A 15,671-nucleotide genomic window follows, 5' to 3' on the forward strand; every position below is an offset into this window, starting at 1 on the left:
GACAGTTCAACTCAAGGACGAATCGATTTAACCGTGTGTCTCGGAATCGCCATCGCAGGGAGCGAATTGCCCACGGAATTGATCGGGCGATACGGCCTGGACCGGCGCTTCTACTTGCGAGGCGAGCGGCCGGAGTATCGCTTTCTCTTTCGCGACCGCCGCCCCCGGCTCCCGGTCTGGCGCGACGGCCGGCTTCAGGTCGTGCGCTGGGGCAACAGCCGAGGGCAGAGCCGGTTCCTGCCGCGAACCGGCTGGACGTGGCGGGAAACGATCGAGCAGGGGGGTTGGCGCGGCTCGGGAGCCATCTCCGTGGACATCCCCGCCTCGTTCGGCCTGGAACGCCGCGGCGTCTGGTACCTGATCGAGCAGGGGATCCGCGGCCTCCTCGTGCCCGACGAACGGGGCTACGCGGTCGCCTACATGATCTGCCAGCCGTCGAGCCACTATTACCAGATCATGACCAGCGCACCCCGAATGCCCGTCTTCATCGACCAGCAAATCTAAGGTGGTGCATCCGGTGGTCGAGAACTTGCCAGACTCATAACTAAACATATAAAATCAAGACAATTACTCTATCCCTTGAATCCCAGCGGCAGCGGCATCGATAGGGCCGGACTCACCAAATCCTGGCGCCCCTTTTTCCGTTGAGAGTTCCCCGCGTCACGAACCGAGTATCCGCGTAACCAGGCAAGAGTTTGAGGAGGTCGACGAACGAACCCGGCCGATTTCCAGGAGTGGACCTGAAAACAGGCTGGCGGTTGATGTAGAGTTCGGCGGCGGGGTATCCATCCCAGGCCCCGACGACTTCGTAGGTTGGCTCAGGGCCGGACGTATCGATCGTGATGCCGAAATCCCAGTCAATCGAGGGAGCGCCAATCACCAATCGGTTCCGCGGGCCTCCGGTTCGGGCCGTTCGGAGCCGGACATAGACCGTATGAGGGCCGAGGCGGACAGGATCGTCGATCAACATCCCATCGGCAACGGCCGCACTCTCCCCCTGTTTGAATTCACCGTCGCCCAGCACCCCGTCCCGATCCCGATCGTCGATCCGCCCATCGGCCAAAGCCTGGGACGCGACAAACGACTCCGAGAGCCCCCCCAGGTTCTGCTTGGCCCCCTCAAGAAGGCCGTCCGGATCGTCATCTTCCTCGGGAATGATCGTCACGACCTGCCTGGCGCGATAGCAGGTCGAGTCGACATCAAACCCGCGATCATCACCGGCGAACGCAAGTCGCTTCGGAGGAACGAGACCGCAGAACGACTGGGGATGCAGACCCGGCCCCAACACATAGTTGCTCGGGATGAACGTCGAAAAGACGATGGTAAACGTCTCGACCGGCCGGGCATTCTGATTCCGGTCACGCGGAGCGGCCAAGGCCAAGACCGGCCGCGGCCCCTGATAAGCACGCGAGCAGCAGCCCGTCGAGGCGAGGGCCGCGCAAACGACCGCCAGGAGGGCGAGCGTGGCGCGGACGCAAATCATCTCACAGCGCTCCACAGCGGGGAATCAGAAGACGCGGAACGGGCCGAGGATAGTCCATCGCCAAATTCTCGGCAACCCGTGACGGTCGGGGTTGCCCCTCATTCGCGTTCAGCTTCCTCGGGTGTCTGTATATCCATCAACTCAAGTTTTCCGTCGATGAAAGTCGAGAGCGCCGGAGTGCCCCCTCCCGGCGACCGATGGACCTTGAAGGCTTCCATGAAGGCCTGATCGTTCGACAAATGCGTGAGCACCACCGCATTGCCCGGAACCACCTGCGTCACGGCCTTCTTGTAGCGTTCTCTTCTTTGTTCATCCGCATGAGTTCGCGGAAGAACCACCGACTTGGCCGACCCCGACATCATCGGACTGACCATCAGGCCCTTCACGGCTTGATAAGCCGTGCCCCCGACAGTCGGTTGGCCGGTCTGTGTCGGAATGCCCATCTGCTCCGCCTGCAGGTCGTAACACATCTCCGTGAAGAACTCATCCGCGAACTCGGACCCTTTTTTTCGGACAGCAGGATTGTGCACAACGCGTGGTACTGCACCCCGGACCCGACCGAAAAGACTTGCTGCCGACATCGCCTCTCCTGTAATGCTACGAACTTGACACCTGAAGGGAATCCGTGGCACAGGGTTTCTCAAAGAACCATCACAAAAGCAACTCATCCAGACGACATTCTCGCAAAGTTTGTAAGATTTACGCGGCCCGGTGAGTCTCTTGTAAAGTTGGCATTATTTTCGTGGGCAAGGAGGAAATCTGGCTTCGGGCGTGGTCGCGCCGCGGAATGACAGGCGAGCGAGTCCCGGAAGCGGCCGTCTTGCCACACAAGTCATCGCGAAATGACAGGGAACCCACGCTCCCCGCCTGCTTTCGAGCGAGCGAAAGCTTACGGTTGGGTGGGTGGTCCGAGTAGGCGGTCGGTGGCCCGGCAACTCAATTGATTGTTGAGGGCTGGCACTGGTAGTCTCTCCGTTATGCCTCCATTCCGGTTCTGATCAACGCACGGTCGATGAGGGGACCTCCGCTCGAGACGGCCGCCGGCCCCGGCGCTGATTGCCGTTTCGGCAATGCCATCCACACAACCAGGAGTTTTGCTCGTGAAGAACCGTTTGACCTTCGTCACTTTTGCCCTTGCCTTCGGACTTTCGCTGCCGGTGCTCGCAGCGGAGAAGACGCAGCCCGTGCGGATGGGGTGCGGACTGATGACGTTCGACACAGTACCGGGATGGGGCCTCGGGCCAGAGGGGAAATCCGTGATCGGGCCATGCCATGGTAGCGTGGTCGTCGACAAGGAAGGGAACATCTACACGAGCTCCCATGCCGGAGTCTTCGTCTTCTCGCCCGACGGCAAGAAGCTCCGTAGCTACCTCGGAGACAAATACTCCGACATGCACGACATGAAGATCCGCGAGGAAGCGGATGGCGAGTTCATCTACGGGGCTCGCAACGCCAACGCCGAAGGGGTCAAGTTCAACGCCCAGACCGGCGACATCGCCCTGAAGCTTCCTTTCCCCGAGGAATCGGGGCTCAAGCTCACGAAATTCAATCCCACGGCGATCACGGTCGCCCCGAATGGTGACATCTTTCTGTCAGATGGTTACGCGAGCAACCATATCTTCAAATTTGACAAAACCGGCAAATACCTGATGCATTTCGGGACCAAGGGAAATGGTCTCAAGGAATTCAACACAGCGCACGGGATGACGCTCGACACGCGTTACAGCCCGCCACGCCTGCTGATCTGCGATCGCAATCACGAGCCCAAGGGCCGCTTGTTGCACTACGACCTCAACGGAGAGTTCATCGCCGAGGTGGTGACCGGGCTGGGAATGCCGACCTCGGCCGTAGTGCAGGGCGACTTCGTCTCGGTCCCCGACCTGCACGGGCGGCTGGTCATCCTCGACAAGACCAACACGATCATCGCGGTGCTCGGCAACAACCCCGATCCCGCGATGGGAAGGAACTACAACGTGCCGCAGGACAAATGGATCGAGGGCATCTTCAGCGGCACCCACGGCTCGTCCTGGGACAAGGACGGCAACCTGTACGTCCAGGACTGGAACGTTGCAGGCCGGATCATGAAGCTGCTGCGCGTCAAGTAGTCGGTGGCCGTTGAGCTCACGAGGGGCCGAACCCAAGGCCCAGAACCCATGCTCGGCCCCTGAGCCTCAACGGTGATTTGCCTTGCCATTTGCCGACTTCTGAATCACCTTGCAAAAAAGCCTCATCACGCCGCAATCAGCGATCGTTCAATGATTCGGCCCAACGTGATCGGCGAGTTCGCGCACGCTTGCGGTTCCGGTGGTGCCGAGCTGGTGAATCACCAAGGACGAGGCAATCGCGGCGAGTTCGCTGGCTTCGCGGAGACTCGCGCCGCCCGCAAGGGCGGCGGCAAGGTTGGCGGTGACGGAGTCGCCGGCGCCGACGATATCGATGGGGCCGCGGACCGGGAGGGCGGCGACGTGATCGACCGCCCCTCGAGGGTCCGCGGCGATCATTCCGCGCTCCGAGAGCGTGACAAAAACCGGGCGGCCATTCCTGGCCGCAAATTCGGCCGCGGTCGCCGCGACGTCGTCCAGCGAAAGCACCTCGGTTCGATTCAAGAGCGACGCAAGTTCAGCCGCGTTCATCTTGAAGCTCACGGGCGGCCAGCCGTGAAGACCCTGGCGGGAGTCTGCGATCACGGGGAGACCGGGATTCGCCACGGCGAGTTCGCCGAGAGAGCGAAGGAGACCACTCGTGACGACTCCAGTCCCGGCCGCTTCGACTTGATCGAGTACGATCAGGGCGTCGATCGCCGGGGCGATTTCTCGCAGGCTCGCTGTGAGCCTTGCTTCGAGGGCCGTGGGCGTGTGCGTCCAGTTCTTGACGTCGAGCCGGTTCAATTCGAGGGGAGGTTGGCCTGGGGAAATGACCAGAGGCTTGGCATACGTGAAAGTCACGCGGTCGGGGGTCGTGATGAAGTGATCGAGCTTTACGCCGGGCATCGCGGCCAGTTCGCGGCGAAGTTCATAGCCTTCGCCATCATCGCCACAAAAACCGACCGCGATAATCTCGCCGATTCCGAGCGCGACAAGATTGTTGACGATGGTGCCCGCCCCTCCAGGCTGGGCGCGAACACGAACGACGTTATGGACAGAGAGGCCCGTCTCGATGGAAATCTCGCCACGAGCCGGGTCGATCTCCAGGTAGCGGTCGAGACAGAAGTCTCCCACCACCGCGATCCTCAGTGATTGGTAACGTGAGGTGACGGCTTGGAATCGCTCGGGCGTCATGCTCGGGCCAGGATCTCGTGGTAGAGGTTCTGAATGAAAGCCGCATTGTCGCATTGCAGATAATGCATGGCTCCGCCCATACGGGCGTAACTCTTGCAGAATCGAAGGTAATACGCCGGATTCGACTTGGGCGGTTCGCCGGTCGTCCAGTCCCATCCTCCGCCATCCTGAAGATCAACGACATGGATGGAATGGCCGGAAACGGTGGGGCGACCGTCCTGAATCCGGAGATTATTCGCGCAGCTCAGGCTTTTTTCAAAAACCTGCGGCCCCATGATCGCCGAGCCGACCGAGAGGACGACGCCCCCATCGAGCGTTTCCACCGATCCTCCGAAAAGCCGAAAGTCCTGGGCGCCTGCGCGTCCGATGGCGGCTCCGTTGAACAAGGGGTGATTGGCGATGATGTCGTAACCGATGCCGGGATGAACCGAGACCGGCACTTTATGAAGAAAGGCCTGGGCGAGAATCGACGCCTCTTTCCAGCGATGCTCGACCACGATCCGGCCGGAAGGGAGGTCATGGGAGCGGATCGCGAGTAAGAGGTCCGCCCGGGCCGGGGCGAGCGGATGGCCGGGCTCGGCTCGCAGCATCGATTCCAGCTCGGCGCCGGTGGGAAGTTCGGTGCCGTCCTCGGCGATAAACCGGCCCAGGGACACCCCATATCCCTCTCCCCTCAAGCCCCCCGCAAGCAGCGCCAGATGGAGATACCTGCCGGTTTCGTCCCACGAGCCGAACGTGCCCGTCGCCACGTTGGCGCGCACGCTTTCCGTGGATCGGCCCAGCCAGGAGTATTCCCAGTCGTGGATGGTGCCCGCACCGTTGGTGGCGAGGTGCGTGATCCAGCCTCGCTCCATCATCCTGGAAAGCAGCAAGGCGGCGCCGTTGCGAAGCAAATGCGCGCCGTAGATCAGGATCACGCCGGCACCCTGCGCTCTCGCCTTGAGAACATCCGCTGCACACCGGCGAATGGCCGAGGCAAGAGGTTCGGGGCAGGGGGCGGGGGCGAGGTCCGGCGAAATCAGGATCTCTTCAACACGCGTCAGGCTGTCACGATCGCTCAGAGGAAAGACCTTGAGCCGGGACAGGTCGAGTGGGGTGGAGTTCATTGTCCCAGGATCAACTCCAAGAGGGGAGCGGCATCACGAAAATCCGGGATAATCACGTCAGCACCCACCCCGGAGAGCCGCTCACGCTTCCACGCATCCATGCGGCCCGAGCCGTTGTTCGCCTCGTCACTGGCCACCGCGACGGCGAGTCCACCGACTTGTTTGGTATTCTCGATCTCCACATAGCCGTCGCCAAACGACAGTAATTGCTCTCCTTGAATGTTGTTCTCGCTGAGAAGACGGTCGATGACCATCTTCTTGGAGAACGACTTGTAGTCGTCCTGAGCGCCGTAAATATGTTTACCGAAGTACCGAGTGAGTCCGAGAAGCTCCGCTTCTCGCTTGACGAAGGGCTCGTCGGTCCCGCTGGCCAGATAGAGCGTAAGTCCGCGGCGTTGGAGGTTTTCCATCAACCCCGAGGCGCCGAAGACGAGCAAGTCGTCGGGCGGAATGGTGCCGGCCTTCAGGCCTTCGGCCCGGGTGACGATCCGTTCATCCAGGCGCCGGAGGTATTCGTGCTTGTACCAAAGCGGCTCGCGAGGCTCGCCCCCGCGTTCGCGGATCCGGTCGGCGAGCTGCATCATCTGGTAGATCGTCTGCTTGCCGTTGAGCCGCATGATGTCCTCGAACGCCAGCCGCTGCCGATCGGCATCGCTTTCGCCGTCCAGTGGCGGGAGGACCTCGGTGAACATGGGGACCATGACCTCGGGCCAGCCCTGGCGAATCAGCGAAAGCGTGCCGTCGAAGTCAAACAGGACATGGCTGATCCCGGGCCGGGGAGCGAACGTCGGCCGAAGGATGACCTCGCCGGAAAAGACGACCTTGCTCACGCGGCGCCTCCGTCCATGAACGCGTAGCAGAGCATGTGCAAAATCGTCATTTGGGCATCTTCGACTCGACCATAGTGGGCGTCTTCAATGACCAGCGTCTGACCAGCGATCTCGGCGAGACGCCCGCGCTTGGCACCCACGAGTGCGATGGTACGCAACCCATTCTGGCCGGCCCACTCGAAGGCGCGGACCAGATTGGGCGAGTTACCGCTCACGCTGCTCGCGATCAGGACGTCGCCCGGCTGCGCGTAGTTTTGCAACGAGCGGAGGAAGACGTCGTCGAAGCAGTAGTCATTGCCAAGTGCGGTGAGCCAGGCCGAGTTGTCGGCCAGGGTCAGAACGCGAAACCGCTTGCCGATCTTGTCGCTCGCGCCCTTGCCAAGATCGGTCGCGAAATGCGAGGCGTTTGCCGCATTCCCGCCGTTCCCGATGGCGAAGATCTGCCGATCGTCGCGCCACGCTTGCCGTACCGTGCCGACCAGTGTCTCGACCCCATCAAGGGGAATAGAATCCAAGGCGCGGTGTTGAGCCGCGAGATACTCAGAAAGCCAGGATCGCATGAGCTTGACTCGTCCTCCGGGCAAAATCGCAGACTATTTCAAAGAGGAGGCCACGCATTGCCGTTCCTGCGAAGCCATCCGACTACGGCTTATCAAACCAAGCCCCGCCCCAATCCGGGCGACGGGGAATCTTTGTGGTGATCTGCCTGCCTGATCGTTCAAGTTCCCGACCTGACAGCGGCGGACAACCCTCTCCATGTATGATAGCCGCTGACCCATCGGGGTACAAAAATAAATCCCGCGGGGGTGGTGAGTTACGCCGCGACCCGGGCGTGTCAACGGATTCGGGGTGTCGGTGTGATTAAGCGAATAAAGCGAGTCGACCGACCCTACGGAGAGTACAAATCATCGACCTGTGTAAGTCGGTCTTGCTGAGTCATGGTCCCGAGTTCATGCGGCGGATGATGTTGGTGTCGGCCCCTCGAGCTCGGACCGAACACCTCGCAGTAGGAGCGAGGCCAGGGGAGGGGACCGCCCGAAATTCTCCGTTTGGGGCGACGGGACGGCACCAAGGGAATTCGCCAAAACGGTCCTGAGCGTGCTGGGAGCGGTCATCGCCAGACGCGTCGACTTCGCCCTGTTCAAGGTGTGGCTGGGAAACTTATATCGTTGACCGGCGCCTCGGTCTGGAAGGGCTTCTCACACGACAGAGGCATCGCGAGGGTAGAGGAGCAGGGCGACCAGAAACGTGGTCGGCCGCCACTTGAAGCGAACCGGCGTGAGGTGCGGGCTGAAAACGACAACGCGATGGCCGAAACTCTGCTGCCTGAAAATCCCTGAGCACCCGACACACAACGGCACGAAGGCCGCCCAGGGGCTCTCGCTCGCGCCAAGAGGAATGTTCCCTCAGCGGATCCAGCAATCACCTCTCTCAAGGACGTGCTATCGCATTCGAGTGAACACCATCCGGCCAACCCAGATCGGCAAATCCTAATTTGCCCTATTCTGCAAAACAATCCTATTCATAGGACGATTCCAGCGACCCGTCGTCGGTCTCGAGCGGGCTGAAGTCCAGAGATCGAAGACTCTGCATTCGGCAAACCCCGGCGTGAGTTGACGAAAAACCAAGCTCACAGACCGCGGCAGCAAACCGGATTGGCGACACAACCCAAGCTAACGCCCCTGTAAAAATCCACGCCATTCTGCCTGCCAGAGACGTCAAACCAGGTCTGCACGTCGGCACACACAGGGCTGCCCTAAACCATCAGCGAATCCATAACCCTAAATTCATCATTTCGCCGCAACAGGCCCTGGCAAGCCCAACAAGTCTATTTGCAAACACGGGATGACTCCGCTTATGCGCTCACTCCTCTTGTTTAAGACTAATCTGTGATTCGCGTTTTCTCTCATGTTTTCGATTGGACCAGGGCTTGTCCGTTGACTAGGATCACTTTTGCAATCAAGCCATTATCCCTTCAGAGCGCTCGGCATTCGACCAAGACGCCTCCCGACTTGCCAGAGAACTCTAGTTCAACAAGTCGTCGAATACCATATCAAGGCAAATCCAGGGATAACAATTGATTGCGACGTTCTTGTTATCCGAGGAAATCATCCTCACTCACTTAGTTTCGAACAAAGGGACATGCAATGCGAAAACGCGGGTTCACACTGATCGAATTGTTGGTCGTGATCGCAATCATTGCCGTCTTGATTGCTCTCCTGCTTCCGGCTGTCCAGGCGGCCCGTGAAGCCGCTCGTCGCTCTCAATGCATCAACAATATTAAGCAGTTAGGCCTGGCCGTGCACAATTACAATTCGACGTACTCGTGCTTTCCCCCGTCGTGTTCGGGCCCCGAAGTCGCGGGGACGTTATCGGTCGATTCCGGCTGGAGCTTTGGCTGGCCGCTTGCCGTGTTGTCGGGGATGGAACAGCAGGCCATGTTCAACGCGGTCAATTTTTTCAACAGGCCCCGTGGACCCGAGAATTCGACGATCGGCTATGCCCAGCTCGGCAGCCTCATTTGCCCATCCGACGGCACCACGCAGAAGCCCAGCGACCCGTGGGCGACGAACAACTACGTCGGCAACTTCGGCGGGCCCGGGATCATCAAGCGATGGACGGGGACGATGGTCCCCGGCTCAAAATGGACCTCCGCCAGCGCTCAGCTCGGCCCAATCGGCATTGAGTCAATCCGCGACGGCACGTCGAATACGGGCTTGTTCAGCGAGCGTCTCGTCGGCCTCAAGGCCAACGCGGGTCTTGCCCAACTCAGACTCAGCAGCTCCGACGCCAAGCGGGGCTTCTTTGATTCGGGAGCCACCGTTCCCGGCGAAACGGGCGACCCCGCCCAGGCGATGACGTTCTACAACACCTGCAAGGCACTCCCCGGCTCAACGGTCGCCAAGAACAGCCAATGCTTCGGATATATCTGGATCGTCGGCTACTATGTTCATTGCACCAATACGTACAACCACTTCGGCCCGCCGAATATGCCCCTCTGCCACAACAATCAGTACGAAAACTCGGCGTCACAGACCTGGGAAATTTCCGCCGGGATCGGCTCGCCCACGAGCAACCACTCCGGTGGCGTCAATATGGGCTTAGCCGATGGCTCGGTCAAGTTCATCAAGGACACCGTGAACCTCCCCTCGTGGTGGGCTCTCGGCACCCGCAATGGCGGTGAGGTCATCAGCGCCGACGCCTATTGAACCTGCGAACGCAGGCTCGGTCGAGACAAGTCCGCGATGTCTCGACCGCTCCATCAACCCTGGCCAGATCACAACTACCCCTCGGTCCAATTGAAGCGGTTCTATCTAAACCGGAGTTACTGTCCATGCACCGACTGAAGTCGCTCCTTGGCTTGGCTATCGTCGTCTCAGGCCTTCTCTCCGGATGCGGCGGTGGGATTCAGGAAGGAACGCCCCCCAACGTGGGATACGTGCCTCCAGGCCCCGACGAAGGCGCTACGCCTCCGACCCCGAAAGGAACAGCGCCTCACAAATAGCCTTGTGACTCACGCGACCCGTGAATTCGTCCCATGAAAAAGGCCGGGGGCCATCAGCTTGGCTCCCGGCCTTCCGTTCGTTTCAGGAACTCGGATTCGCTCCCTCCACAATCGTGCAAGAGGCATGAGCCCGAGAACTCCAACAACAATACCCGAGCAGTTGGCCAGGCCCCTGGTCCTAAAATTGGTGAAGCTGGCACCAAATCCAGCGAGCGACCTGACTGCCTGTTCTCGACTAATTATCTTCCCCTGAAATCGCCTCATTATTATTCATGGTGCCAATGGCACGCCAAACGCTCAATAAAATCGTTGCTCTCTTAAACGAAACATGACCATCGAGAAACAGGACGTTGACACCACCCGGATGTTGACTGCCCGCAGTCCAGGCCCCCTCTTGGATTGTTCCAGGATCATTTGTGCAAGAACGTTCATTGGGGGGAAGCGTGTGATTATACAGGGTTTGCCCAAGAGCTTGGCTCATCCAGGTCACGCCTTTGATTGCGCCATCCGTATTCTTCTCCGACAACTCAAGCTTAAGGCACTCGGACACAAGGCGGCCAAGCCTATCACCGGCAACTCCTGGCGAATGTGATTTCAGGACAAGCCGAGTAACGTCTCGACCAAACCAGTCGCCGCGGCAGAATTCAGCCACTCCAGCCGTTTGACTGGTTCCGTCGCTGATGTGTTCGAGCCCCACAGGTGGGATATCTCCGGGAGATGCAAACGGACCGTTATTCAGGGCACTGGACTTGGTGAGTCCTACGCCCCAATTCCTCCGTAATTTGAGCCTCCGAGACGAATCTGAGAGGAATCAGACGGGCAGAGATACACGGCAATCCTTGTCTTTTCGACCGTCTGGTTCGCCGCCATGGCCTTTAGATCAGACGAATAATTACAAAAATTGATACTGTTATAGGTTGCAGTCTGCTCAAGCAACGGCAATAAGGTGGTCTGGATGGAATAGGCCTTTTCGCCACGAGGAAGTACGCCGGTTTGGGAAGCGTATCCGTGCATGGCGATGCCCATAGTTCGAAGATTCGTGACGCATTGCAGTCGTCTCGCAGACTCGCGAGCTGACTGTATGGCCGGCAGTAGCAAAGCAATCAGGAGGCCAATAATGGAGATCACGACAAGAACTTCGATTAAGGTGAAGGCCGAGGACTGAGAGGTGCTGGCCTTGCCGAATTTTCGACATTCCATAGTAAAACATCCTCCTGATTGACACACTTTCAACTCGACACTGAAACTTCAATTCAACGAATTTACTAACAGCACATCTGATCACAGACGAGACATTACCTCTAGACAGGCGAGCTATCAATAGAATCCTGGAAAGAAAGGAACAATCCGCGACCGAGCGAAAGAACCAATGATTCTGAGACTCTCGCCATGTTACCGGAGGTTCTTCGGCCGTCGGAAGACAGAGAGCCCACGCTCCCCGCTCGCCTTTGGAAGGCGAGCGAAGACTAACGACCAAGGGACGGTACCGATCGTGGTGCCATGGATTTCGCTCGCCCCTGAAAGGCGAGCAGGGAGCGTGAGCTCCCTGGCTTTGGACCTTCGCATGGGCTGGTTCTTTTCACACTGTGGCAACGGCAACGGGTTGGTTTGCAGTCGCACGGCCGGCAATCCATCGAGATTTTCGTCCAGCCACCGATCGTTGTCGAAAAAAAGGCCCCTGGCTTCGCGGGAATGGCGTTGGCTCAGGCCGCGAGTGTCAGTCGCCGCGACCACGCCCATCAGGACCATGGCCGCGACGCTCCCACTCAGGTCGGTTCATCCGGCCAAAGGGCTTTTCCGACGGGGTGGCTCACAGCCCCAGCCACTCCTGTCGTGTGCAGGCAACCCGCGGACAACGCACGCTATTGGGCTTCCGGTGTTGGGCCGTAGTCGAACGTCCTGATGATCGCCTCGACCTGGTCGCGGAACGGGGTGGCGGGGTCCTGGACCGTGTTGGAGGTGACGACCAGGCTCTCGTCGCGTCCGAAGAGGATGAAATAGAGGTCGTTGTGGACTCGGAGCTCGCCTTTGCCGTTGGCCTGGGTCCCCTTCAAGACCGACTCTGCGCGGTAGACTTTTCGCTTGGCGGCGGCCCAGTCAGCCTCGGGCAGCCAGGCGTGCGGCCCTGGGATCACGGTAAAGCGGTTCTGCCGCCACTCTTCTTTCAGCATCTTGAGGTGGAACTCAGGGTCACGATTCAGTCGATCCGCCTCGGCATCCCCTGTCTTGATGACGCGCTGAAACTCCAGGGTGTCGGGACCACCGGGACGAAGCCGAACCAGTTCCATCGAGAGATCATCCGGCGGCCGACCCGGACGGAACTCTTGCGGGTAGCGAAAGTGGAACTTGCCTTGCGGGTCGTCGTAGCTCAGCCACGAGTTCTCCTCGGTCGCGACCGGAGCGGTATCCGGAAGCGGCAGCACTTCGCCAACATCGTCGATCCGCCGGTCGACAATCAACTCCCGCGTCACGGTCTGGCGGAGACGGCCGTTGGGGGGGAGCGGGGTGGCCGCGAAGGTGGCCATGCGGAGTTCCACAATCGCCCCACGCGCATCCACCAACGTCTCTTTCGCTTTCTCGGCGGCCGGTTCCTTCCCCCCGTCGGAGCCCGGCGCTGGGAACCGGAATACGAGTTGGGCATTGACCGCGAGACTGCTCGTATTCGAGCGGCCGGCCGGCGACCGCCCCGTCACCGCGATGACGGCTTCCCAGTTCGGCCCTTCCGCCGCCTGGCGGACCTGCTGCAAGGTGGCCGCCAGCGGCAGTGTGATTGACCCGAGCAGGGCTCGCCCCCCCGTCTTCGAGATGGCCCAGCGATCACCAACCCGGCTGGGGATGGTCGGCAGCAGAGCTCCAAGATCAGGCAGGTAAATCTCTCTGCGAATGATCGTGTACTCATCCTCACGCAGGCTCCGGTCCTTGGTGAGGCTCAGCACCAACGGGTCGGTCCCCTCATGAGGCTGATACCAGATCGTCAGGCCCTTGAGAGGGTCCGGCCGCGACGGCTTAGTGTTCGGGTTGGGGATGACCCGATAGGCTGCGTACTCGCGAACCCCGGCCTTGATCTTGTCCCCACCCGTCAGTTCGGCCGGCCGCTCGCGATAGTCGGTCTCCTGAGTCGCTTCGTTTCGATCGGGTGTCCCCTGAGGCTTCTCGGTGGCCACCTTGATCGTGTCGCTGGTGACCACCCGGTACTGGCCGATCGAGCCCGGCGTGGTCTTCGCTTCCGTTTTCTCGTAGTGCTCGACGAAGCGGAACCGCGTGACCAGGTCGGTCACCGACTGGGACTCGCCTGAGGGCGGCGGAGCCGGAGCTGCCTGCTGGCCGAGTGCCGATCCACTCGCCAACGAGGCGGCGAGCAAACCACCCCAGACCGACCCGATAGATCGCCTCCACCGCATGGGAACGCCTCGATTTCGAATGGGGAACCGTCGAACGCCGACCCAAGAGAACTCTCGACCCGGACTCAGCCGAACTGAACCGAACCGGGCCAGGTGTTAGTTAGGTTAGGGATTGGGATTGGGATTAGGACGTGGAGAAGTCTCCGGCGCGTCCCGCCAACGGAGCGACCCGATCAAGAGCAGATCCTGGTCGCCGAAGGTTTTGACCTGATCATCAGCCTGGGTGAACGTCGCGAGCAACTGATCACCGTCGGGGCTGGCGATGAGGTAATAGTACCAGACCAGACCGAGGTTCCCCTCACGCCCCTGCACGCCGACCTTATAGCGGAAGCCACCCGCCGGGTCACCCTCGACTTCCCCTTCGCCGAGGAACGAGGAAAACCTGGATCCCAAGGCGCTGCGGAGATCGTTTCGGAACTGTTTCAGGTCCTGATGCCGCCCTTTGCCCGCGTTCGGCCCCTTCATGAGGTTGCACTGCGCAACGACCACTCCGCGGTCGAGTCGCTTGAGCACCGTCAGCCGCTGATCGTCCCAGTACGTGTGCCAGTTGCGGTCGTGCCTCATGGTGTACTTACCGTCGGGCGAAACCAGCAGCAATTGCTCGCGTTGAGGGTCGGGCTCCGTCACTCCCCCCGCGAGGGCGTCGTCACCAATCAGGGCCGAGGGCTCGACCGGCTGCCGGGTGACGGTCAGGGTACTCCTCATCTCCAGCCCGGCCTCGACCGCGCCCGGCTTCCTTGCCTCGGAACGTTGAAGGTCCAGCCGCTCGATCCGGCCCAAGGCGCGGTCGAGGCTCAACGTGCCATCAAAGAGCATTTTCCCTTCACCACCGAGCACCGACCCTCGGACGTTCCCTTCCAGGTGGATTTTGACCGTGCGGGCGTCGATCGATTCGACCTTGGCCTGAAGCGCGTTCTCGATCAGGGCGTCGTACGAACTCAGGGACCGCGCCGCGTCGTCCCCAACCTTCCAGGAATCCCCCACCTTGACCGGCTTGTCCGTGAGCAGGGTATGCAGGGCCAACGGGTCTCCCGCCGCCTGAACCAACTCCAACTCGGAGCGAGTCAACGGTCCTCCGATGCTGAACACGACCACTCCGCCCGCGCGTGGTTCGGCGACGAGCAGAGCGACCTCCGGCCGAAGCACCGCGGCCGTCGGCCGAATCTCACCGTTGATCGCAGAAGCCGCCTGACTCACCTTGCGGACCACCCGAGTGGCTCGCCCTTGCGCCCCCGCTGGGTCAGTCACGAGCACCCGCTCGACAAATTCGAGCCGCGTCTCGACCTTCAGCTTCAATGACTTGACGGGCTCGGACTTGGGCGTGTTGGGAGCGGGAGCAGGCCGATAAAGCCCCTCAGCCTTCAAGGCGACGAGCACCTTGGTCGAGTCACCAACCTGTGCGGAGTCACGCAACGTCACCGGCTCATCGACATCGGCCCCGGAGACGGTCAGGCCCACCCCGAGAATCACCAGCCCGATCACGGAACCTCTAAACAAGGCCATCCTTAGCTCCTCTTGGCTCAACGAACTTCCCGGCTCAAGACCCGGTAACTTCCAGCTCGGATGATGAGTTCCTCAAGGTTGAACCTCAACTGACTCTAGTAGGTCCGGAACCGCGCTGTCAATTCCGCAGACCTCCCCGGACGCCATCGAATGGGCCGCTCCTCCCTCCCGGCCGAATCCGTCCCCAATAAATGGAGGTGTTCCCCATAGATGCCCCCAAGCCCTCAACCTGGTCTCCCTCCAGCCAATTTTTCCCAACGTTGAGGAAACGGGAGGCAAATCCTCCAAAATCTGCATGCACGCCACAATGCGTTGGTCACGAAACCGGAAGCCCTTCGTATTCGAAGGTAAGCAGACATAAAACCGCGGTAGGCTTGCGTCGGATCGGGGTTTCTCTCATATCCGCCCCCCCCCTCATCACGTCGCTGACCGACCGAATTCCAGACGGAGGGCTGCGCATCGAAAATCCAAGAGAGATGGGAACTTGGGGCCAGGCTTGTCGGTCAAAGAGTGAAACCGCAAAGCGAATTTTGCGAACAAACCGCCGAGTTAAAACGTCTGTTTG

The 15,671-nt window shown here is 60.4% G+C and carries 13 protein-coding genes; 3 read left to right on the forward strand and 10 right to left on the reverse strand.

From position 1 onward, the window contains the following. Window positions 1-66 precede the first annotated feature (66 nt). Entirely contained in the window at window positions 67-504 is a 438-nt protein-coding gene (locus V5E97_RS02920) for a hypothetical protein (RefSeq protein ID WP_406697794.1), read from the forward strand. Between the two features lie 112 nt (window positions 505-616). Here V5E97_RS02920 and V5E97_RS02925 read toward each other — a convergent pair whose 3' ends face one another. Together V5E97_RS02925 and V5E97_RS02930 are read right to left on the reverse strand one after the other, a co-directional pair. Then, a complete protein-coding gene (locus V5E97_RS02925; RefSeq protein ID WP_406697795.1) occupies window positions 617-1,483 on the reverse strand; it encodes a hypothetical protein in 867 nt (288 codons plus the stop codon). Between the two features lie 98 nt (window positions 1,484-1,581). Further along, on the reverse strand, window positions 1,582-2,064 hold the full coding sequence (locus tag V5E97_RS02930; protein WP_406697796.1) for a hypothetical protein: 483 nt from the start codon (window positions 2,062-2,064) through the stop codon (window positions 1,582-1,584). 519 nt (window positions 2,065-2,583) lie between these two features. Between V5E97_RS02930 and V5E97_RS02935 the strand changes: the two genes are divergently transcribed. Next, a complete protein-coding gene (locus V5E97_RS02935) occupies window positions 2,584-3,588 on the forward strand; it encodes a 6-bladed beta-propeller (RefSeq protein WP_406697798.1) in 1,005 nt (334 codons plus the stop codon). 147 nt (window positions 3,589-3,735) lie between these two features. Here V5E97_RS02935 and V5E97_RS02940 read toward each other — a convergent pair whose 3' ends face one another. From V5E97_RS02940 to V5E97_RS02955, 4 genes are read right to left on the reverse strand one after another with little or no spacing between them, the layout of a single operon-like run. Then, entirely contained in the window at window positions 3,736-4,701 is a 966-nt protein-coding gene (locus tag V5E97_RS02940) for a bifunctional heptose 7-phosphate kinase/heptose 1-phosphate adenyltransferase (RefSeq protein WP_406697799.1), read from the reverse strand. Window positions 4,702-4,757: 56 nt separating this feature from the next. Further along, window positions 4,758-5,867, reverse strand: a complete 1,110-nt coding sequence (locus tag V5E97_RS02945) for a GSU2086 family protein (RefSeq protein ID WP_406697800.1) — start codon at window positions 5,865-5,867, stop codon at window positions 4,758-4,760. Continuing rightward, window positions 5,864-6,697 carry an HAD family hydrolase gene (locus tag V5E97_RS02950; protein WP_406697801.1) on the reverse strand — a complete coding sequence of 278 codons (834 nt, stop codon included), beginning with the start codon at window positions 6,695-6,697 and terminating at the stop codon, window positions 5,864-5,866. The genes V5E97_RS02945 and V5E97_RS02950 overlap by 4 nt, the downstream gene beginning before the upstream one ends. Next, window positions 6,694-7,257 (reverse strand): D-sedoheptulose-7-phosphate isomerase, encoded by a 564-nt coding sequence (locus V5E97_RS02955; RefSeq protein ID WP_406697802.1) that lies wholly within the window; start codon window positions 7,255-7,257, stop codon window positions 6,694-6,696. The genes V5E97_RS02950 and V5E97_RS02955 overlap by 4 nt, the downstream gene beginning before the upstream one ends. Before the next feature lie 1,587 nt (window positions 7,258-8,844). Between V5E97_RS02955 and V5E97_RS02960 the strand changes: the two genes are divergently transcribed. Beyond that, the gene (locus tag V5E97_RS02960; RefSeq protein WP_406697803.1) at window positions 8,845-9,906 is read left to right on the forward strand and encodes a DUF1559 family PulG-like putative transporter; all 1,062 of its coding nucleotides are present in this window, start codon (window positions 8,845-8,847) and stop codon (window positions 9,904-9,906) included. A gap of 531 nt (window positions 9,907-10,437) precedes the next feature. Here the strand turns inward: V5E97_RS02960 and V5E97_RS02965 are convergent. The 4 genes from V5E97_RS02965 to V5E97_RS02980 form a co-directional block, all read right to left on the reverse strand. Next, window positions 10,438-10,899 (reverse strand): H-X9-DG-CTERM domain-containing protein, encoded by a 462-nt coding sequence (locus V5E97_RS02965; RefSeq protein ID WP_406697804.1) that lies wholly within the window; start codon window positions 10,897-10,899, stop codon window positions 10,438-10,440. A gap of 62 nt (window positions 10,900-10,961) precedes the next feature. Next, window positions 10,962-11,402: a DUF1559 family PulG-like putative transporter gene (locus V5E97_RS02970; RefSeq protein WP_406697805.1), complete on the reverse strand. Its 441-nt coding sequence runs from the start codon at window positions 11,400-11,402 to the stop codon at window positions 10,962-10,964. A 662-nt stretch (window positions 11,403-12,064) separates the two neighbouring features. Then, on the reverse strand, window positions 12,065-13,603 hold the full coding sequence (locus V5E97_RS02975; RefSeq protein ID WP_406697806.1) for a hypothetical protein: 1,539 nt from the start codon (window positions 13,601-13,603) through the stop codon (window positions 12,065-12,067). A 105-nt stretch (window positions 13,604-13,708) separates the two neighbouring features. Next, window positions 13,709-15,106, reverse strand: a complete 1,398-nt coding sequence (locus V5E97_RS02980) for a hypothetical protein (RefSeq protein ID WP_406697807.1) — start codon at window positions 15,104-15,106, stop codon at window positions 13,709-13,711. Between the last annotated feature and the right edge of the window lie 565 nt (window positions 15,107-15,671).

The organism is Singulisphaera photorubra, assembly GCF_045290345.1.
GTDB lineage: Bacteria > Planctomycetota > Planctomycetia > Isosphaerales > Isosphaeraceae > Singulisphaera.